Below are 20,327 nucleotides of genomic sequence, written 5' to 3'. Positions count from 1 at the left end.
CTCTCAACGATCGTTCGGATCGCCAAGGCACTGAATATGCCAGCCTCCTCGCTGCTAGCGTCGGCTCAGCTGTGACCTGCAGCATGCAACGGATCACTTCAGGTCCCTCATTAGCTGCCCACCCGGTGTAGGACTCGCTGACTGCTCTGCCTACTTGAACCGCTTGGAGAGCTCATTGTTCTGCTGCTTGTACCTTTCTGCCCGTCCGCGCTCTTGGACAAGCTTCTCGCGAACGTCTGTCAGTTCGGCGGCCAGCTCCCCGCATAGCGTTGTGAGTAGCTTCACCTTTGCTTTCTCCGCTTCATAGCGAGTTCTAAGCATCTCCAGCTTCAGCATTTCGGTCGCGCGCTTAGTGGGGATGCTCTCCGCCGACCGCGCGGCATTGAGTCTCTCAAGGGCCAAACGGTGCGACCGGTAGAGCGCCTGCCTGGTAATGCCACAAGCAGCAGCAACGGACACTACTGTCGGCACAGGACCTCCCAACCTCCAGAGCGCGATCTGGGCTTCCACCTCGGCTAGAACACGCTGACGCATCAGGAACCCCCTTTGATCTTCTTCAGAATCAGCTCTGCAGAAGACAAGCGCCCCTCAGCAATCAGACGAGACTGCTCCGGGATGCCCCTCAGCTTAAGAAATTCTTTCAGGTCTTGCCGTCGAAGCTCCCACCAAGGAGCGTGCTTAGCAGTAGCGGTGAAGTTCAAACAACCAGCGCACGTACCAGGCGTCCGCTTGGCCGCGTTCGGTCCCATTGCATTACCCTCACAGCGGCTCCGATTCTCGCGGTAGAAGCAGTAGCCCCAGTCACAGGGACCAAGCACCACGCCAGACCCGAGCATTTGCATGACTTCTCGATTGGTCGAGGCTCGATCCAGCACATCACTCATCCGCAACAGACTTGAGGCCATTACTTGCTCGGGAAGATTGGTAAAAACCGCTTCAGCATTGACCAAGTCATCCATAGCGCTGACCACCTCGTTTGCCTGCTCTTCGTCGAGCAGCAGTGACAGGTCCCGATCAAGCCCAACGTAGTATGTATCGGTGATCCTCGCCTCCAGGTGTCCATACTGGTATGCCAGCGCCCCTAAACTGGTCCGGTCACGTCTTGCTATGAAGCGCGCCAGGAAGCGCCGCAGCGGACGAAACTGGATCTTTTCTGAATCGAACTCCGGCAAACTTGCCTTCGCGAAAACCCTCATGCTGGTGCGCAGGCCCGCGTAGCTATCTACCCTGGCTATCCGCTCATCTCCTCGAGCCTCCGCTCGCGCGCGTCCTCTGTACATCCCCAGAACGAACAGAGCCGTAGTCCCAACCTCTTCCCGGATGGGACGTCCAAGTCGCTCCAGAAAGTTCAATGCATCGGAGACAGCAGGAGCAGAAATCCACTCATGCTGCCTGCGAGATTTGCTAAGAACACCCTCGATCACGTCGGGCACTCGTCCATCACCAGAATCATGGTGTGCTCCGCCGGAGCGAACGCTCTTCGTCGTAACCCGGCGAACTTCGGAGGGCCGCATTGAGCTGAGCATGCAAATGATGAAGACTGCAGCACCTTCGGCGATCTGGAGCATGTTCTGCTCACCATAGCCCACGCGAGGATCTAGATGTCTGAGCGCCTTAGATTTGAAACCTTCGAAGGGCAGAGCCCGCTTAGCCTCATAGAACGATGCTGATCTCCCCCCTGCCGAGTTAACTCGCCCAACCTCACTAGCCAAGGCGTGCTGCAGAAAGCCCACCACCGCCTCACCATCCTGCTCCACTAGGATGATTGCGTCGGCGAGAAGCGCGAGGTAGTCAGCTTCAGCTGCGTCAATCGGCAGCGACCGATTCTTCTCTTCTAAGGAGGAAGCCTTCGCCAACCTTCGTCCGACTCTAATGATCTCTGCACGTAGGGTCTTCGAGTCTATAGCCGCATCCAACAGAAAATCTTCAACATTAAGGAACTTAGCTCGCGTGCGCTTGGCACCAGCCGCCTTTCTCCCCACCTCCTGGCTAGCTGCCACCCATGGCAGGATCATATCCGCACTCAGATCATTCGGAGTCCTTGCTCCTTCACTACTACACCATTGAGCGAACTGTCTAAGTACCAGAAACCGCTCCAAGATCACGTGGGCATATCGACTTGACCGCGGAACTCTACCCAAGATGACCCGCGCCAGATATCGCTTTACAGGCAAGCGCCATCCATCGGGGACACGTGAAAGATCCATTCGCAAGCACTCAACAACTCCATCGAGTACTGTCCTCTGGAGAACCCAATCGTCGGACTCGAAGCAAATGCCGAAGTCATCAAGGCTAAGCTCGTCGACCTCAGTTTGTTTTTTGCGAGCGGATTTCATGTCTACTCCAAAACTATGACAGGCACCGCAGCCGCGAGCTTCTCCCCAGCTCTCAGAATGTCTTTAGGCACTCTCCCGAGCAGTGCCACCAGAACTTCATGAGCTCTCTCAAAGGCATGCTTGTACCTGATGGAGACGTCCCTTGAGGTATTCGATGCCTCCTTCATCTCGTCAAATGCGTGCTTCGCAGCAATCATCCGTGCGATGTGCTTCGGGCTATCAAGAACCACGATGCTGTTGGGGCAGAAAGCACAGTGCAAGTAATCTGTGCATTTGCTCCCCTCCCTCGATAACGGGGCCACGCCAGACGTGGCGTCAGCACAATCATATCCCTGCGTTGTTCCGTATGCCCTCCGTCTAGAGCGCTCCGCCTCTGCAGATCGAACTACCGACCCCATGAAGCCCAGAAGCTTCGCAGCTGCCACTCCCTTCCGTTCGGGTGAACTGATGTAGAGCCCGGTAGTTCTGGAACTCTTGTGCTGCAACTCGGACTGTATCAGTTCAATCTTCTCGCCCCGGTCTCCTAGCAGCCTGGCGCCTGAGATCCTCAGATCCACAAAGTTGAAGTCTGGCAGATCGAATTTCTCTATGAATACCGCAAGTTCGTTGTGCCAACTCTGCACCGATACGATGCCCGCCCTCCCCTTGAATTGATTGAGGAACAGCCTGTCTGCCCTTGCCCCCGCAAACTGACGAAGTACTTTGGTGTACTCCAAGAGCTCCGCAATCAATGTGGGAACGGCGTACGCGCCCTCGACACTTACGGCAGCCCCGTTCTGTTCTGAAGCGCGAAACTTGTCCCAGGTGAAGACCTTCTTCAGTGGGTCCACCGGATGCTCGCTAATACAATCCACGCTCAGCTCCATCAGACCGCCCGGATTAGCTCGCGTTTCAATAGCGATGTACAGCAGGTACGGAATGTAGTCCGGGATCTCCAAGAACAGATATTTTTTCAAAGCGCGATACGGAGTTGCAGCGGTGATGTACCCGGCGGCGTACTGCCTTCCTTTGTCAATCACGCCGTTGTCGACGCCTTTCTGCATTCTGCGTATGGCGTCCCTACTCTTGTCGGGAAGTCCAGGAACGGCCTTGCCAGTTGCTAGCGCGCTCATCACCCGCATGCGAGCCCTGACCTCATCGATTCCCTTCTTTGAGGCGACAAGGACACTTCTAATTTCATCTCGCGAGAGGACATTCTGGCGCCGACACTCTTCCTCCCGCTGGAACCGTCCGTGAGGAAAGTATATGTTCATCCATGCAATTGATCTCGCCGAGTCATTTGCACCAAGCCATGCGTAGATCTGCCGAACAAAGTTGTAGTGACTCCCCCCGGTCTTCAGAAGAAGTTTTGCTTTCAGCCACTCTTCGAATCTCTGTGAAACTGATGAGCTTCGCATGACTTCCCATGCTTCACCTCCGTGTTCAACGAGGAAGCTTGCAAACTTCCGCAGCGACCGCCAGGCCTGCCTTCTGCTCGACGTTCTGTAGGTTGCGGTGATTGCACCGAAGGCGCTAAGAAGTGCATTAGCGGCCTTTGCCCCGATCCCCAAGCTTGAGAAGTCATAGCTATCAACGGGGTCACCAGGAAGGTCACCTGAGAAACGTATGATTAGGCTGGGGGTCACCCTAGAGCCTCCTCAGTCTCGAGCATCGCTCTCAGCGTTCCGGCGTCGATCGAGCTTACAGACGCCAAGTAGAGCTCTGTAGTTTGCGCACTGTTGTGTGCCAGAAGATGCTGAACGATCTTGATTGGGTTGATGTTGGCCCCCTTCCTCGCCATAGCCTCAAGACGGCTTTCCATGTTCGCCGCAAAGGTATGTCTTGCCATATGAGGATTCACCTTCAGACCAAGCTTGTCTGCCACCCGTTTGAATGCTTGGTAGTACGCTTTTATGCTTGGTAGTACGCTTTGGATGTGACCGGGCGCCCCTTGGAATTCAGGAAGATCCGAACGGATTCATCCAATGACTTCGCGGCCCATTTTTTCCTGACAGTCTCACAGTAGTCGAATGTCCTCTGTATCAGCCGAGCTGTCGCAACTAGGTCGATCGTCTTACCACCCTTCGTCGTGGTCTCGATATAGTTGATTTTTAGGATGCTCTTTGGAAGCTGGTCCAGCTCGAGATCTGCGACTGTCGTGCGTCGGGCGCCAGTGCCCAGAGTCCAAAGGAATATCAGCGAGTACGGCATCCTAAGATTCGCCGCCATGAGCGAAGTCTCTTCAGGACTCATGGCCCGCACCCGTTTTTTGTATCTTTTCGCACGCCGGAGGCGACTGGTACGTGCTAGAAACTGAGCTATTGGCTCTGTGTCCCAGCTGCCATGGGAATCAGCCAGGCCAGCGCCATCCCAATGCTGCAAGAACTTGTAGAACTCACGAACGGTCGTCGTCCGGAGATTGACAGTAGTCCTTGCCAGCTTCCTCTTCCTGCCCGGATCTGATGACAAGAAGCGGCGGTACTCACTCAGAAGAACCGCAGTCGGCCTAGTCCAGTCTTCTCCATTGTGTTCTACGTACTCAAGCCAGCTCTTCAGCCCCTCGGCATAGGTGGACAGTGTCTTCTGTCGTGTGCGAGTGGAGTCGATCCGAAAAGTGTCGAGAAGAAACGCGAAGGCCCCCCAATGGAAATTTCCATCTTGAGAAACAAGTAAAGGGAAGCAGGGTTCGAGCCGCGGGAGTGAATTCTCCGAGAGCGCGGCAGCCGGAGGAACGAGCTTGTTCAGCTCGGCCGTGGGTATCAATGACGTCCGCAGAAGGTGCACAATGCGCTCCCAGACACGGTTGACATGTACCATGCTACCCTAATCCCAGAATGGAACCGCAGCGCGCTGGAAACCCTGCGCGAGCCACTGGAATCCGGCCACATCCGCATCGCCCGCGCGGCGCGCAGCGTGCAGTACCCCGCGCGGTTCCAACTGGTGGCTGCGATGAATCCCTGCCCGTGCGGCTGGGCCGGTGACCGCAGCAACCGTTGCCTGTGCAGCGACGAGCGCATCAACCGCTATCGTGCGCGAGTGTCCGGCCCGCTGCTGGACCGCATCGATCTGCATATCGGCGTAACGCGAATGGACGCGGTGGAGCTGCGGGAGAGCACGCCGCTGGGTGAGCCCAGTGCTGCGGTACGTGCACGGGTGGAAGCCGCCCATGCCCGGCAGCAGGCACGTGGCGGGCTCAATGCACATCTGCCGCCGGCGGCGCTGCGGGCGTGCACGAAGCTGAGCGAGGCCGATCAGGATCTACTTGAGCAGGCGATTGAACGTCTGCAGCTTTCCGCACGGGCGATGCACCGGATTCTGCGCGTGGCGCGCACGATTGCGGATCTGGCGGGTTGCGAAGTGATCCGGACGGCGCATCTGGCTGAGGCGATTGGCTATCGGCAGCTGGATCGGGGAAAGCCGGGAGTATGACGAAAGATCACATCAGGATGAAGGAGGCGCGCCGCGTCTCGTCAAACTGCAGGCTATTCACTGAAAGGGCGCCAATGTCGCGCAGTAGCCCAAGAGTGTGACGCTCCCATACCTCCGAAGGCCCCGCGATATCAGTATCCACGGCATGAATGCGATACACCGGCGCGAAGTCATCCCGTTCGTCCTCGAACGGACAGTCAAGCACCCAGCGCTTTGATGCGCTATCGGTTACCAGCATCATTCGCGGCAGGTCATGGAATCCGCGATACGCCAGGATGCGGTACTGCCCAGGAAGAAGAACCATCGGAACTCTCGGCAAATTCGCGGTTCAGCGGCCGCGTCCGAACAGTACACCCCGCTTCGCCAGCGACGCCAGCCGACGGCTGACCAGCGCGTGCAGCTCCGCCAGTTCCGACGCCCGGCCAGCCGTCATGTTGTCGCCAAACAGCACCCGTGACAACGCCGCCTCGTCGCTGTCGTCCGGGTGCTGCCACCGGTCCCGGTACACCTTCTGGCACACCAGCCAGGCCAGCCGCAGCCCCCCACCGGGCAACGGACGGACCACGCGCTCGTAGACGTGCCAGAACTGGTACTCGGCCTGCAGGTCGATCACAGGCGTCACGGACGGCGCCTGCCGGAGCCGTCCCGGGCTTTGGATGTCGAACAACGGTGATCGCGGGTTGTACTGAGCCATGCCGACAGGATGACCCAGCAACATTGTGGGAACCTTGCGTCGCCGCCAGAAAATCCCTGTTGATTGCGCAAGGCGTGCTTCTGGCAGGGGTCAGCTATCCACGCATGGCGTGGATCTACTCAGAAGGTCATCGAGGTACTGAACATCAGCTGCCGTGGCGCGCTGCGCTGCAGGGTCTGGTAATCCCCCGAGAAGGACGAGCCGGCAATGGTGGCGGTGCCGATGTTGTGCCGGTTGAACAGGTTGCTCACGTCCAGCCGCAGTTCCAGGCCGGGCACTACGCTGTCCGCACCAAATCGATACGCGGCATAGGTGTTGACCTGCCAGAAGGTCGGCACGCGGATGTCGTTCTCGTAGGTGAACGGCTGGCGCAGGTAGGAGGTGCTGGTGGCACCAAAGCGCCAGTCGCCGAAGTGGGCGGACAGGTCGCTGACCAGCGAGATCTGTGGGTAGCCTGGCTGGGCGTTGCCCTTGATCGGGTACACCATGTCGCCCACCACGAAATCGCTGTCGTAGTAAGAACGGGCCACGGCCACGCCCTGGTAGAACTGCAGGTGGTCGCTCAGATCGGCGGTGATGCCGAGGTCGGCCCCGATCACGTGCATCTTCGGCATCAGCCGAACCGTGTTGATCTGCGCGAACTGAGTACCGATGGCGGCCGACAGCAGTCGGTTACGGATGTCGTTGTAGAACACGTCGCCAGTGATCGTCAGCCGGTCGAAGCGGTGTGATGCGCCCACGGTGAGGTTCCAGTTCTTCTCCGGGCGCAGCGTGCCGGCCACGCGGTCGAACTCTTCCTGGTCGGTGATGGTCCATGCCGAGGCGGTGTAGCCGATGTTGCCGCGCTGGGCCACACGGTAGCCGTTCATGGTGTTGGCCAGGTCAATGAAGGCATCGGTGGATTCGGTCGGGCTCCAGAACAGCGAGACGTGCGGCAGGAAGTTGCTCTTCGCGCGCAGCGTGCCGTTCACCGGCCGGTCCTTGGCATCACCCAGGCCGCCACCGCGGGTGCGGAAGTCCACGGCCTTGAAGCCGACACCCAGCTTCAGCGTGTCGTTCAGCACGATGTCGTCCTGCAGGTAGAACTGGCGCGAGCGGGTCACCCAGCTCGATGCGTTGTCGGTCTTGAACGCGGGGCCGTACACGTCGAACGGGCCGGTGGCCTTCAGCGGCGGGCCCTCGCCCAGCAGTGGCTGCTGGTACCACTCGGTCTTGGCCGCGGCCTTGCTCTTCTCCTGCCAGAAACCGGCAGTGAAGGTGTGCGCGCCGGTCTCGAACTGCAGGTTGACCATGCCGCCCAGGCGGTTGAGGCGCGGCGTCTGTACCTGTTCGGAGAACGGTGCGCCGTTGGGCGACGGTACGGTCGGGTCGGTCAGCGTGGCCTGGGTGTGGCTGTTGGCGTTGTACAGCTGCACGTTGCCACTCAGCGCCGGGGTGATCTGGAAGCGGTGGTTGATCGAGGACACGCGGTCGCGGGTGGTCTGGCCGGTGTCGTACGGAATCAGTTCGGACAGCTCACCGCAGGTGTAGGCGCCGCAGGATTTGTCCGCGTTTTCCGGCGAGGCCACGTACCACGCCCACGCATAATCGGGATAGAAGATGTCGGCCTTCCAGCCCAGCTTGCGGATCATGTCGAAGGAGATGTTGTTGTAGCCCCAGACCTTGGCCTTGCTGTCGGACAGGAACACGGTGACATCGCCCCAAGCGACGTCCTGCTGCAGCTTCAGGTCGCCGCGCAGGAAGTTCTGCGTGCCCTCGCCCTGGTACTTGTCGGCGGACACGCGCTGCAGGTCGACCAGCACTTTCGGGCCATGCTCACCGAGCTGGCCGCTCTGCCCGGACACGGTGGTGACCAGCGTGTTGTTGCTGCCCACGCCCTGCTTCACGCGCAGGCTGGGCGTGTCCTGCAGCTCGCGCAGGCGGTATTCCAGGCTGCCGCCGTTGACGCTGCTGGAGAACACGCTGACCGGTGCGCCGCCAGGGCTGACCGTGATCGCGCCGATACCATCGGGCACGCCCACGTTCACCACGCTGGTGCCGGTGAGCGAGAGGAAGCCGTTGTCGTTCAGCGGCACGCCCTCGAAGGTGATGCCCATTTCATTCATGCGGAAGCCGCGCACGAACAGGCTGGTGGCCGAGATATCCAGGCCCAGCCCATCGGTGGCGGTGTAGCTGGCACCGGGCACCTGCTTGAGCATGGCCAGGCCGTTGTTGCCGGTGACCATCGCGTCGAGGTCTTCGGCCTTGATGATGTAGCGGTTGGGGCCGATCACCTGGGTCGGTGCCACGGCCGCACCGCGCGGTGTGGCGATGACCTGCAGGGCGTTGAGTGTAGTGGGCGTGTCGTGCGCGGCATCGTGCGTTTCTGCGGCGTACGCAGGTGCGGTGGTGGCCGCGATGATGGCCAGGGCGAGGCGTGTCGTGGGTGGGGTGTTCATGGGCAGATCCAGGATGCAGGGAGAGAGCGGCGCAGGTGCACGGCCAGCGCGTTGCAGCACCGGTGTCGGCGCCCTGGCTGGCGATGCGATTGCGTTGGGGGTGACGGCGCAGTGCGCGCCGGTCAGTGGCAGAGGAAGACGATCCTCTGCCTCAGAATTCGATGGCGTGATTTCGACGTGCGAAATTCTTGCATCGCGCTGCCGCATTCGCCATTGCGCGGTGGTACAGCGCGAATGGCGATAGGGATGGGTGGATTATACGTGGGTATAGCCCCGGCGTGGTCGGGGCCGACCTTGGTCGGCGCTTGCCGTCTGCGTGTGCCAACCAAGGTTGGCAGCTACCTCGACAGCTGACCGCGCGGTTACTGCAGGACGAAGCGCTCGATCGCCCGCGCCACGCCGTCATCGGCATTGCTGGTGGTTTCAAACCGCGCCACCGCCTTCACAGCATCAATGGCATTGCCCATCGCCACGCTGGTACCGGCGTACTGCAGCATGGTCAGGTCGTTTTCCTGGTCGCCGATGGCCATCACGTTGGCGCGGTCGATGCCCAGGTGCGCGGCCAGCTTCTGCAGGCTCGGGCCCTTCCCGGCGCGGCGGTCGAACACTTCCAGGAAGAACGGTGCGCTCTTCAGCACCGCGAAGCGCTCGGTCAGTTCGCTGGGCAGGCGCGCGATGGCGGCATCCAGCACGTCGGGCGCGTCGATCATCATCAGCTTGATGAAGGACATCGACGGGTCCATGTCTTCCACGCGGCGATACGACAGCGGCATCCGCGAAAGATGCGAGTCGGCCACGGTGTAATAGCTGATGTCCTGGTTGGGCGTGTACATGCGCTGGCTGTCCAGGGCCTGGAAGTGCACGCCCAGGTCGCGGGCCACCTGCTCGCAGAACAGGAAGTCGTCGAAGCTGAGCGGATACTCGACCACGGTTTCGCGCGTGCCGATGCGTTGCACCAGGCCGCCATTGCAGGCGATGCAGTAGTCGTCGTCGCCGGTGATGCCCAGCTCGTGCAGGAACGGTGCCAGGCCGGGAACCGGGCGGCCACTGGTCAGCACGATGTGCACCCCCAGCGCGCGCGCCTGCGCGATGGCCTGCTTGGCCCGGGCGGTGAGCGTGTGGCTGGGGTCCAGCAGGGTGCCATCCATGTCGATGGCGACCAGTTCGATGGTCGATTGCCTGCGGCCCATGTCCATTGCGTTCAACTCGTGCGGGGCACGCCAGTTTACCCCCTCATGCCCGGTTCACCTCTTTGCCCACGTTGGCCGGGATACTGCGGGAGCCTGTGCGTCCCCCACCGCAGGACGGCCCGCTGACCGCCCTTCCCTGGAGAACCTTGCGACGCATGACCTACCGTGCCCCCGAAACCAACGACAGTGCGCCTCTGGCCCAGCAGATCGAGCAGATGATCGACGAGCTGCCCGGCGAGCAGGTCAGCGTCGGCACCCTGCTCAGTGCGCTGGGCGATGAAGGCCTGCTGCTGATCGTGATCCTGCTCTCGGCCATCTTCATCATTCCGGTGTCGATTCCGGGGCTGAGCACCGTGTTCGGCGCCTCGATCCTGCTCATCGGCCTGAGCCGGGTGCGCAACCGCCCGCTGTGGGTGCCGCAGAAGCTGGCGCGCCGCGAGATCGCCACCGACAAGCTGAAGGCCAACCTGGGCCGTGCGCTGAAGTGGGTGCACCGCATGGAGCGGCTGTCGCGGCCGATGCGGCTGGCGGTGATGGTGCGCTCGAAGAAGATGATGCGCCTGAACAACCTGATGCTGGTGTTCGCGACCCTGCTGCTGATGGCGCCCGCCGGGCCGATACCCTTCAGCAACACGCTGCCGGCGCTGGCGCTGATGTCCTTTGCAATCGGCTTCATCCAGCGCGATGGCGCGGCGGTGGCGGCCGGTTACGGCTTCGTGGTGGCCACGGTGGTGTATTTCGGCGTGCTGCTGGGCGGCGTCGGGTTTGCTGCCGAGTCGGTGTTCAGCGGGTTCCGCAGCAGTACTGCGGAACTGTAGAGCCGAGCCCATGCTCGGCTTACGCGCGCACCGCGCGGGTTTCCGTGCACCGAACCAAGAGCAGCCGAGCATGGGCTCGGCTCTACAGAACTACTTGGCCGACACCCGCCACACCACGTCGCCCACGTCGTCGGCGACCAGCAGCGCGCCCTCTGCATCCATGGCCATCCCCACCGGCGCACCCATCAGCGTCTTCTCGTCCTTCGAGGCGAAGCCACTGACCACAGTCTGTGGCCGCCCGGTCGGCTTGCCGTCCTTGAACGGTACGTACACCACTTCGTACCCGCTCAGCGGCGAACGGTCCCAGCTGCCGTGTTCGCCGATGAAGGCACCGCCGTGGTACTGCGCCGGCAGTGCCTGGCCGGTGTAGAACAGCAGGCCCAGCGGCGCCACGTGCGAGCCGATGGCGTAGTCCGGCACGATCGCCTTGGCCACCAGGTCCGGCCGCTGCGGCTGCACGCGCTCGTCCACGTGCTGGCCGTAGTAACTGTAGGGCCAACCGTAGAAACCATCTTCTTTCACCGAGGTCAGGTAATCCGGCACCAGGTCGGCACCGATCTCATCGCGTTCGTTCGCAACAGCCCACAACTTTCCGGTGCTCGGCTCCCAGTCCAGGCCGGTCGGGTTGCGGATGCCCGAGGCGAAGATGCGGCTGCCATGGGTGGCCACGTCCACTTCCAGCACCACCGCGCGGCGGTATTCGACGGCCAGGCCATTCTCGGTGATGTTGCTGTTGGAACCCACGCCCACGTACAGCTTGCGGCCATCGCGGCTGGCCAGCAGTTCCTTGGTCCAGTGGTGGTTGATGGTGCTGGGCAGGTCGGTGAACTCGCGGCCCTTGTCGGACATGCGGGTTTCGCCGGGCACGTAGTGGTACTGCATGATGTTGCCGGTGTTGGCCACGTACAGCGTGTCACCGATCAACTGGATGCCGAACGGCGAGTGCAGGCCCTCGATGTAGACGTGCTGGGTCCAGGTGTTCGTTCCCGGCGTGCGGCGCAGCAGGGTAACCCGGTTGCCGCCCTTGCCGGCCTTGCCCGAGCGCGCCTTCACCTTGCCGGCAATCCACTGCTTGGGCGTGGTGACCGGTTCTTCGCCGGGGCCGTTGCCTTCCACCACCAGCACATCGCCGTTGGGCAGGGTCAGCAGGCGCCGCGGATGCTGCAGGTTGGCGGCGATGCGCTCGATCTTCAGGCCTTCGGCCACCGTGGGTGACTGGCCATCGGCCCAGCCCACGCCGCGTGGCACCTGCATTGGCGGCATCAGGAAGTTCTTCGGTGCCGGCAGCGGTGGCTTTGCGCCGGACTGGTCGGTGGGGTGATATTCGGCCTTGCCCGCGCAGGCCGACAGAGTGACGGCCAGTGCCAGCGCGGCGACGGTGGGCAGGATGTGCTTAGCCATGACGACCTCCCTGCAGCACCGGCGGCTGCAGTGACAGCAGGATCAGACCCAGGGCGATCAGGGCCACGGTCAGCGCCGACAGGATCGTACCCGGCACGGCAGCGGCATACGCATCGCGGCTGTGCACGAACGCGTTCCAGATGGCCAGCACCACCGCGACCAGGTTGAGGAAGAAGTCGATGCGGTCGATACGGGTGGCGGTACCGCTGCGGCGCCAGACCGCGAACAGGTTGATCAGGCGCGGAATGATGGCGATCAGCAGGCCGAAGGTGATCAGCCAGGCAGCGGCCTTGCCCCACATCACCTCGGCGCTGTTGAGATAGATCGCGTCGAAGATCAATACACCGACGAAGAAGCCGAAGGGTATCGGGTTCAACAGGCTGAACAGCGTGGTGCCGAGGCCGCGGTGGGCTTGGGCGAGCGGATTGACCATCATCGTGCTCCGACGCGGAAGGGTGCACGGGCTGTAGTAGCACAGCCAGATGTGAGGGCGCGCGATGACACCGCTTGTGTAGAGCCGAGCCCATGCTCGGCTGCTTTACACACGGGACCGTCCGATCAGCCGAGCATGGGCTCGGCTCTACAGGAATGCGCAGTCGTCATTACCCCGCGGCATAAGCGTTTGTGACGCAATCGGCACATCTGCAGATTGGGTGTGTGAAGAGGTAGGGGGTTGTTCGTTGTGTCGCGTTTGGCTCGTTGCGATGGGGCAGTTCCGCCCCGCCGTCCTGCCATGCCGATTCACAACAGAAGGATTCGTGTATGAAGCGACACACGCAACGCTCCGCGCCACCACGCTCCGCGCGCCTGGCCCTTGCCACTGCCCTGGTGCTGGGCAGCCTGGCCGTCACCGCCCAGGCCCAGCAGGCCGATCCGCTGGCCGGGCGTCAGTGGCATCTGCTCAACACCGGGCAGGCCGTACTGGGCGATACGCTGCCGGTGGCCGGCAACGATCTCAACGTGGATGGCCTGTTCCGCAATGGCATCCGTGGCCAGGGCGTCACCATCGCCATCGTCGATGACGGCCTGCAGATCGCCCACCCGGACCTGGCCGCCAACGTCGCGGCGGTCGCGGGCAAGAACTTCGCCAACCAGAGCAACAATCCCTCACCGTCCAATCCGGACCGCGACAATCACGGCACCATGGTCGGCGGTATCGCCGGTGCGGTGGGCGCCAACAACCTGGGCGTGCGCGGAGTGGCCTCAGCCGCCACACTCAAGGGCTTCAATTTCCTGGCATCCAATGCCCAGGGCAACTCGAATTCCAACATCGAGTACTCGTGGTGGGACGGCGCCGAAGTGGCCGACGTGGGGGTCTTCAACAACAGCTGGGGCTCCAGCCCGGGCAACCCCAACCTGCCGTTGGCCTACAGCCAGAACGACATCACCGCCTATGAGCAGGCCATGTCCGGCACCCGTGGCGGGCGCGGTGGCATCTACGTGAAAGCCGCCGGCAACAACCACAACAACGGCGCACGCTCGGATGGCACCGACATCTGCTCGGCAGACACCAAGAACCGCAACACGGGCTGCATTCCGGCCGGCCGCGATCCGCGCAACAACCTGTTCAACGTGATCACTGTTGCCGCCGTGCGCGCCGATGGCGTGCGCTCGTCCTACTCGTCCACCGGCTCGGCGCTGTGGGTGTCCGGCTTCGGCGGCGAGAATGGCTGGCAGCGGCAGGTCGTGCCGGGGCAGCTGGCGATCCGCTACGATCCGGCCATCCTCACCACCGACGTCACCGGCTGCGCGCAGGGCAGCAACAAGAATACGAGCCTGCGCAACACATTGGACGGCGATCAGTCCGCCATCGACAGCACCTGCAACTACACCGGCAAGATGAACGGTACCTCGGCGGCCACGCCGATGGTGTCGGGCGTGGCGGCACTGCTGCTGGAAACCAATCCAAACCTGTCCTACCGCGATGTGAAGTACATCCTGGCCACCACGGCCACCCGCAATGACCCGAACCGGGCGGCGGTCACGCACTCCGATGGCCGCGTGCTGGTGCCGGGTTGGACGGTGAATGCCGCCGGCCGCGCCTACAGCAACTGGTACGGCTTCGGCGTGGTCAACGCCGCCCGTGCAGTAGAGGTCGCCGAGAACTTCCAGTCGCTGGGTGCATTGGTGGACAGCGGCTGGCGCAACACGACGCGCACCGTAGCCATCGGCAATACCTCGGCCGCTGCTGCTCGCCTGACCTTCCAGCTGGCCAATGGCGCGCGCAACATCGAAAGCGTGCAGCTCGGCTTCCGGGTCAATCACAGCAACACCCGCCAGCTGCAGTTCGTGCTGGTCTCGCCCAGTGGCACGCGCAGCGTGGTGCAGCCGGCATTCACCGCGATCGGCTCTGGCCTCAATGGTGTCCAGCGCAACTTCACCAACTGGGACCTGCTGTCCAGCAATGCCTTCCTGGATGAGAACGCCACGGGCACCTGGACGCTGGAAGTCACCGACCTGGGGCAGGCCGCGAACGCTGCATCGCGTGGCAACCTCGAATTCTTCAAGATCCGCGTTCTGGGGCACTGATGATGAAGACGACCATTCTGTTGAGCACCCTCGCCCTCGCGGCGATGACCACCACCGCCTGGGCACAGAGTTCGGGCCAGACACCTCCGGCGAAGACCTTGTCGACCGTAGACACGCAGCAGTTGAAGGCGGAGGCCACCGGCCGTTCGTTCAATGTGGGCGGCGCGCGCTTCCAGCTGGCGCCGTCGGCAACCGTGCAGCCGGCCAGCGGCGGCCAGTTCCGGATCACGACCGGGGCTGATGCCAGCGCGGCGGCCGTCGGTACCCGCAGCAAGCGGTCCACCGATGCGTCTACCGGTGTGGCCGCACGTGCGGATGCCGGCGCCAGCAAGTTTGCGGCCGCTGTCTCCAACGATGGCGCGCCAGTGGTGGCGACCTCGCGGGTCAAGGTGTTCTTCACCGATGCGGCCTCGGCCCAGCGTGCGGCCACCGCCACCGGCGGCACCGTGGTGAAGGTATCCAAGGCCTCCGGCCGCGCGATTGTGGAGTACCCGTCGGTGAACGCGGCGCTGGATGCGACCACCAAGCTGCTGTCGACCGCCGGCATCAAGGCGGCCGAGCCGGACGTGGTGCAGTGGGAAGAAACCAAGTAAGGCGTTGAGTGGTGCCCCCGGCCGGTTGGCTCTCCTGGCCGGCCGGGGGATGGGTGTGGGGGGATGTGCCGACCAACGGTCGGCACCCACCAACAGCAGATCCAGACGTGCCAACCAAGGTTGGCACCCACCAGCGTCAGCGGGCGGCGAGTGTGTCGCTGTGTTTGCGGCTGCAGCTGGCCAGCGCGTCGTTGCCGGCGGCTGGATGAGCGGGCTCCAGCAGCAGGCGCTGCACGTCGGAGAACAGCTTGTCCACCGGCATGCCATAGGGCGCGAACAGGCGCAGGCGGCCCTGGCGGTCGAACACGTAGCCACCGGCGATGTGGCTCATGGTGTAGGTCTCCGGCACCTGGCCGGGCTCTTTCTCATAGAACGCCTTGAAGTCGCTGGCCATCGCGGCCAACTGCGCTTCGTTGCCAACCAGTGCGATCGCCTTGGGGTCGAAGGCTTCCACATAGGTGCGCGCCACCTCCGGCGTATCACGCGCCGGGTCGACGCTGACGAACACCACCTGCAGCTGGTCGGCATCCTTGCCCATCAGGTGCTTGACCTGACTCAGCTCGACCATGGTGGTCGGGCACACATCCGGGCAGCTGGTGAAACCGAAGAACAGATAGGTCACCTGCCCCTGCAGGTCCTTCGGGCCACGCACGGTGCCGTGGCTGTCGGGCATCGACCACTGCTGGCCAAGTTCTTCGCAGGCGATGTCCTTGGAGTAGAAGTCCATGCGCGACTGCGCACTGCAGCCAGCCAGCAGGCCGATGGCCAGGCCTGCCAGCAGCGGCAGGCGGAAACGGGGAGAGAACAACGAACGGACAACAGCAGCAGGACGCTTCACGGGTACCACCAACGCAGATGCGGGCGGGGTCTCGGTCAGGCCTGCCCTTGGGGGAAAAGAGGGCTGAGGTGCCGGGGTGATCGCGCGATCCGTGCCGATCACCCCGGCCACGGTCAGTTGATCATCATGTGGTAGTGCATGCTCCAGATGATCCACACCGACAACGCGACGATGATGAACAGGATCACCAGGGTGAACACGAAGCTGGCCAGGTTCCAGCCACCTTCGGACTTGCGGTCCATGTGCAGGAAATAGACCAGCTGCACCAGGATCTGCGCCACCGCGAAGCCGACCAGCAGGAACAGCGTGAGCGGACGCGACAGCACCGGGTTCATCACCAGCGCGAACGGCACCACGGTCAGCAGCGCGCACAGCACGAAGCCGATCAGGTAGGACTTGGTGGAGCCGTGCGCATTGCCGGCGCGCGAGGTTTCGACGTGGGCCATGTCAGAAGGCTCCGATCAGGTAGACGAAGGTGAAGACGCAGATCCACACCAGGTCCAGGAAGTGCCAGAACAGGCTCAGGCACGACACGCGGGTGATGTTGGTCGGGGTCAGGCCACGGCGGTAGACCTGGTGCATGACCACCGCCATCCAGATCAGGCCGCTGGCCACGTGCAGGCCGTGGGTGGCGACCAGCGCGAAGAACGCCGACAGGTAGGCACTGGTGCTGGGGCCTGCGCCTTCGTGGATCAGGTGCGAGAACTCATAGATCTCCATGCCGATGAACGAGGCACCGAGCACGAAGGTCACGCCCAGCCAGCGCAGCACCGCCGAGGTGTCGTGGCGGTGCATCGCCAGTACGGCCTGGCCGTAGGTGATGCTGGAGACCAGCAGCAGGAAGGTCTCGGCCATCACGAACGGCAGCGAGAACAGCTCCTTGCCGGTGGGGCCGCCGGCGTAGGCGGTGCTGAGCACCGCGTACGAGGCGAACAGCGAACCGAACAGCACCAGGTCGGACATGAGGTAGACCCACATGCCGAACACCTTCATGCCGCCCTGCTCGTGGCTGTGGTCGTGTTCGTGGTGGTCCTCGTGTGCCTGCGTGCCGGTGGCCAGCTCGGGGCGGGTCAACAGGTTCATGCGCGTACCTCCTTCAGCTTGGCAAGGTTGGCCGCTTCAGTGCGCGCCACCTCTTCGGAACTGACGTAGTAGTCCACGTCCTCGTCGTAGGACCGCACGATCAGGGTGACGATCATCGCGATGAAGCTGGCCGCGGCCATCCACCAGATGTGCCAGACCAGGGCGAAGCACAGCACCAGGATCCAGATGTTGAGGATCAGCGGCACGCCGGTGTTCTTCGGCATGTGGATCGGCGCGTACGTCTTCGGCGGCGGCGGCAGGCCGCGCTTCTTCGCTTCGTGGAAGGCGTCCAGCTCATCGGCCTTGGGCACCACCGCGAAGTTGTAGAACGGCGGCGGCGACGGCGTGGCCCATTCCAGCGTGCGCGCATTCCACGGGTCGCCGGTCAGGTCCAGGTTGCGCTTGCGGTCGCGAACGCTCACGTAGATCTGCACCAGCATCAGGATGATGCCCGCGAACACGAACAGCGCGCCGATGAAGGCAGCGATCAGGTACGGCGTCCACGCCGGGTTGTCGTACTGGTTCATGCGACGGGTCATGCCCATGAAGCCCAGCATGTACAGCGGCATGAAGGCCAGGTAGAAGCCGATCACCCAGCAGGCGAACGACCACTTGCCCAGGCGCTCGTTGAGGGTGAAGCCGAACACCTTCGGGAACCAGTAGGCGAAGCCGGCCAGGTAGCCGAACAACGCGCCGCCGATGATGGTGTTGTGGAAGTGCGCGACCAGGAACAGGCTGTTGTGCAGCAGGAAGTCCGCGCCCGGGATGGCCAGCAGCACGCCGGTCATGCCACCGATGGTGAAGGTGACCAGGAAGGCGATGGTCCACAGCATCGGCACGCTGAACTCGACGCGGCCGCCATACATGGTGAACAGCCAGGTGAAGATCTTCACCCCGGTGGGGATGGCGATGATCATCGTCATGATGCCGAAGAAGGCATTGACGCTGGCACCGGAGCCCATGGTGAAGAAGTGGTGCAGCCAGACGATGAACGACAGGATGCCGATCGCCAGCGTGGCGCCCACCATGGACTTGTAACCGAACAGCTTCTTGCGCGCGAACGTGGCCGTGACTTCAGAGAAGATGCCGAACGCCGGCAGCACCAGGATGTACACCTCCGGATGGCCCCAGGCCCACACCAGGTTCACGTACATCATCGGGTTGCCACCCAATGTGTTGGTGTAGAAGTTGAAGTCGAGGTAGCGATCCAGGGTGAGCGCGCCCAGCGCCACGGTCAGGATCGGGAAGGCGGCGATGATGATCACGCTGGTGACCAGCACGGTCCAGGTGAACACCGGCATCTTCATCAGGGTCATGCCCGGCGCACGCATGCGCAGGATGGTGATGAACAGGTTGACGCCGGTCAGCAAGGTGCCGATACCGGATGCCTGCAACGCCCAGATGTAGTAATCAACACCCACGCCTGGGCTGAACTCGATGCCCGACAGCGGCGGATAGGCCACCCAGCCGGTCATGGCGAATTCGCCAACGCCCAGCGAGATCATCATCAGCGCTGCGCCGACCACGAAGATCCAGAAGCTGAAGGCGTTGAGGAACGGGAACGCCATGTCGCGCGCACCAATCTGCAGCGGCACGATGATGTTCATCAGGCCGACCACGAACGGGGTGGCCACGAAGAAGATCATGATCACGCCGTGCGCGGTGAAGATCTGGTCGTAGTGCTCCGGTGGCAGGAAGCCATCACTGCCCGGCCCGGCCGCGGCCAGCTGCGCGCGCATCATCAGCGCGTCGGCGAAGCCACGCACCAGCATGACCAGCGCCACCACCACATACATGATGCCGATCTTCTTGTGGTCCACGGTGGTGAACCAGTCGCGCCACAGCGGGCCCCACAGCTTGAAGTACGTCACTGCGCCAAGCAGCGCGAGGCCACCCAGCACCATGGCCGCCAATGTGACCACGACGATCGGCTCGTGCAGCGGCACGGCCTCCCACGTCAATTTACCCAACATGTTCGTTACTCCTGGGAAACCTGAGCACCGCCGGCAGCGCCCGCCGGGGTAGCAGCAGCGGTGTTCTCACCGACGCCGATGAACTGGTCGATGACCTTCTTGAACAGCAACGGTTCAACACTGGAGAAGTGCTGCACCGGTGCGTTCTTCGACGGCGCGGCCAGCGCCTTGAACTGCGTGAAGCTGAGCGCGTCGGGCGCGCTGCGCACTTCGGCCACCCAGCGCTCGAAGTCTTCGTTGCTGCTGGCAGTGGCGATGAACTTCATGTTCGAGAAGCCATGCCCGCTGTAGTTGCCGGACATGCCACGGAACTGGCCGGGTTCGTTGGCGATCAGGTGCAGCTGCGTGCGCATGCCGGCCATCGCGTAGATCTGCCCACCCAGCTGCGGGATGAAGAAGGTATTCATCGTCGAGTTGGAGGTGACGTTGAATGCCAGCGGACGATTGGCCGGGAAGTTGAGCTGGTTGACCGTGGCGATGCCCAGGTCCGGGTACACGAACACCCACTTCCAGTCGGTGGCGATCACGTCCACGTGCAGCGGTTCGCCAGCCACGTCCAGCGGCTTGTAGGGGTCCAGCTCGTGGGTCGACTTCCACACGATCACCGCCAGCACCGCGATGATGATCAGCGGCACGCCCCAGACCACGATCTCCACCTTGGTGGAGTGCGACCAGTCCGGCGTGTATTTCGCTTTGGTGTTGCCAGCGCGGTAGCGCCACGCGAACACGAAGGTCAGCACGATGGCCGGTATCACCACGATCAGCATCAGGCCGATGCAGATCAGGATCAGGTCGCGCTGGGCGAGCCCGACCATGCCCTTCGAATCCAGCAGCACCCAGTCACAGCCCGACAGGCCGACGCAGGCCAGGGCGACCAGCGCCAGGCGGATGCGGTTCCAGCAGATATTCATTGGAGGTCAACCCTGTTGAAGAAGCGCGCTTGACCGGCTCGCCTGCGCGCAGCGCCCGGGCGTGGAGCGGCTACACTGTGGGTACGAGGTCGCCTACAAGCAGGCGAACCAATCC

17 protein-coding genes and 1 pseudogene are annotated in these 20,327 nt (G+C 62.7%); 4 read left to right on the top strand and 14 right to left on the bottom strand.

The genetic code is table 11. The features are described from left to right. Positions 1-150 precede the first annotated feature (150 nt). The 3 genes from N5D45_RS13385 to N5D45_RS13375 are packed head-to-tail and all read right to left on the bottom strand — an operon-like array spanning position 151 to position 3,961. The gene (locus N5D45_RS13385; protein ID WP_279939080.1) at positions 151-534 is read right to left on the bottom strand and encodes a hypothetical protein; all 384 of its coding nucleotides are present in this window, start codon (positions 532-534) and stop codon (positions 151-153) included. Beyond that, a complete protein-coding gene (locus tag N5D45_RS13380) occupies positions 534-2,336 on the bottom strand; it encodes a hypothetical protein (protein ID WP_279939079.1) in 1,803 nt (600 codons plus the stop codon). Before N5D45_RS13380 ends, N5D45_RS13385 begins: the two co-directional genes overlap by 1 nt. Before the next feature lie 2 nt (positions 2,337-2,338). Beyond that, positions 2,339-3,961 (bottom strand): hypothetical protein, encoded by a 1,623-nt coding sequence (locus N5D45_RS13375; RefSeq protein ID WP_279939078.1) that lies wholly within the window; start codon positions 3,959-3,961, stop codon positions 2,339-2,341. A gap of 1,180 nt (positions 3,962-5,141) precedes the next feature. Here N5D45_RS13375 and N5D45_RS13370 point away from each other — a divergent pair. Beyond that, positions 5,142-5,744, top strand: a pseudogene (locus N5D45_RS13370) (ATP-binding protein); the annotation flags it as partial. Between the two features lie 7 nt (positions 5,745-5,751). On the opposite strand, the gene N5D45_RS13365 reads toward N5D45_RS13370, so the two are convergent. The 4 genes from N5D45_RS13365 to yidA form a co-directional block, all read right to left on the bottom strand. Beyond that, a complete protein-coding gene (locus tag N5D45_RS13365) occupies positions 5,752-6,048 on the bottom strand; it encodes a hypothetical protein (RefSeq protein ID WP_057503746.1) in 297 nt (98 codons plus the stop codon). A gap of 24 nt (positions 6,049-6,072) precedes the next feature. Further along, on the bottom strand, positions 6,073-6,462 hold the full coding sequence (locus tag N5D45_RS13360; RefSeq protein WP_345782133.1) for a hypothetical protein: 390 nt from the start codon (positions 6,460-6,462) through the stop codon (positions 6,073-6,075). Between the two features lie 95 nt (positions 6,463-6,557). Further along, positions 6,558-8,876, bottom strand: coding sequence for a TonB-dependent receptor (locus tag N5D45_RS13355; RefSeq protein WP_228354886.1), 2,319 nt, complete (start codon positions 8,874-8,876; stop codon positions 6,558-6,560). A 362-nt stretch (positions 8,877-9,238) separates the two neighbouring features. Beyond that, a complete protein-coding gene (gene yidA / locus N5D45_RS13350; RefSeq protein ID WP_164191559.1) occupies positions 9,239-10,072 on the bottom strand; it encodes a sugar-phosphatase in 834 nt (277 codons plus the stop codon). 149 nt (positions 10,073-10,221) lie between these two features. Between yidA and N5D45_RS13345 the strand changes: the two genes are divergently transcribed. Beyond that, a complete protein-coding gene (locus tag N5D45_RS13345; protein WP_010482104.1) occupies positions 10,222-10,884 on the top strand; it encodes an exopolysaccharide biosynthesis protein in 663 nt (220 codons plus the stop codon). 90 nt (positions 10,885-10,974) lie between these two features. Here N5D45_RS13345 and N5D45_RS13340 read toward each other — a convergent pair whose 3' ends face one another. Then, on the bottom strand, positions 10,975-12,285 hold the full coding sequence (locus N5D45_RS13340; RefSeq protein WP_279939075.1) for a sorbosone dehydrogenase family protein: 1,311 nt from the start codon (positions 12,283-12,285) through the stop codon (positions 10,975-10,977). Beyond that, positions 12,278-12,718, bottom strand: a complete 441-nt coding sequence (locus N5D45_RS13335) for a DUF2231 domain-containing protein (protein WP_057503751.1) — start codon at positions 12,716-12,718, stop codon at positions 12,278-12,280. Before N5D45_RS13335 ends, N5D45_RS13340 begins: the two co-directional genes overlap by 8 nt. Positions 12,719-13,047: 329 nt before the next feature. Here N5D45_RS13335 and N5D45_RS13330 point away from each other — a divergent pair, with 329 nt between their 5' ends. Next, on the top strand, positions 13,048-14,814 hold the full coding sequence (locus N5D45_RS13330) for a S8 family serine peptidase (RefSeq protein WP_010482107.1): 1,767 nt from the start codon (positions 13,048-13,050) through the stop codon (positions 14,812-14,814). After that, entirely contained in the window at positions 14,814-15,407 is a 594-nt protein-coding gene (locus N5D45_RS13325; protein WP_043401240.1) for a hypothetical protein, read from the top strand. The genes N5D45_RS13330 and N5D45_RS13325 overlap by 1 nt, the downstream gene beginning before the upstream one ends. Positions 15,408-15,543: 136 nt before the next feature. On the opposite strand, the gene N5D45_RS13320 is transcribed toward N5D45_RS13325, so the two are convergent. The 5 genes from N5D45_RS13320 to cyoA all read right to left on the bottom strand — a co-directional run bounded on the left by N5D45_RS13320 (position 15,544) and on the right by cyoA (position 20,212). Then, the gene (locus tag N5D45_RS13320) at positions 15,544-16,215 is read right to left on the bottom strand and encodes an SCO family protein (RefSeq protein ID WP_010482109.1); all 672 of its coding nucleotides are present in this window, start codon (positions 16,213-16,215) and stop codon (positions 15,544-15,546) included. Between the two features lie 143 nt (positions 16,216-16,358). Further along, complete coding sequence (gene cyoD, locus N5D45_RS13315; RefSeq protein ID WP_005411473.1) at positions 16,359-16,691, bottom strand: cytochrome o ubiquinol oxidase subunit IV; 333 nt, start codon at positions 16,689-16,691, stop codon at positions 16,359-16,361. 1 nt (position 16,692) lies between these two features. Beyond that, positions 16,693-17,328 carry a cytochrome o ubiquinol oxidase subunit III gene (cyoC, locus tag N5D45_RS13310; RefSeq protein WP_010482111.1) on the bottom strand — a complete coding sequence of 212 codons (636 nt, stop codon included), beginning with the start codon at positions 17,326-17,328 and terminating at the stop codon, positions 16,693-16,695. Further along, positions 17,325-19,301 (bottom strand): cytochrome o ubiquinol oxidase subunit I, encoded by a 1,977-nt coding sequence (cyoB, locus tag N5D45_RS13305; protein ID WP_010482112.1) that lies wholly within the window; start codon positions 19,299-19,301, stop codon positions 17,325-17,327. The genes cyoC and cyoB overlap by 4 nt, the downstream gene beginning before the upstream one ends. 5 nt (positions 19,302-19,306) lie before the next feature. Continuing rightward, positions 19,307-20,212 (bottom strand): ubiquinol oxidase subunit II, encoded by a 906-nt coding sequence (gene cyoA / locus N5D45_RS13300; RefSeq protein ID WP_279939074.1) that lies wholly within the window; start codon positions 20,210-20,212, stop codon positions 19,307-19,309. Positions 20,213-20,327 lie beyond the last annotated feature (115 nt).

The sequence above is a fragment of the Stenotrophomonas sp. GD03819 genome (assembly GCF_029841665.1).
Classification (GTDB): domain Bacteria; phylum Pseudomonadota; class Gammaproteobacteria; order Xanthomonadales; family Xanthomonadaceae; genus Stenotrophomonas; species Stenotrophomonas geniculata.
This window is presented reverse-complemented; position numbering and strand designations above follow the sequence as displayed.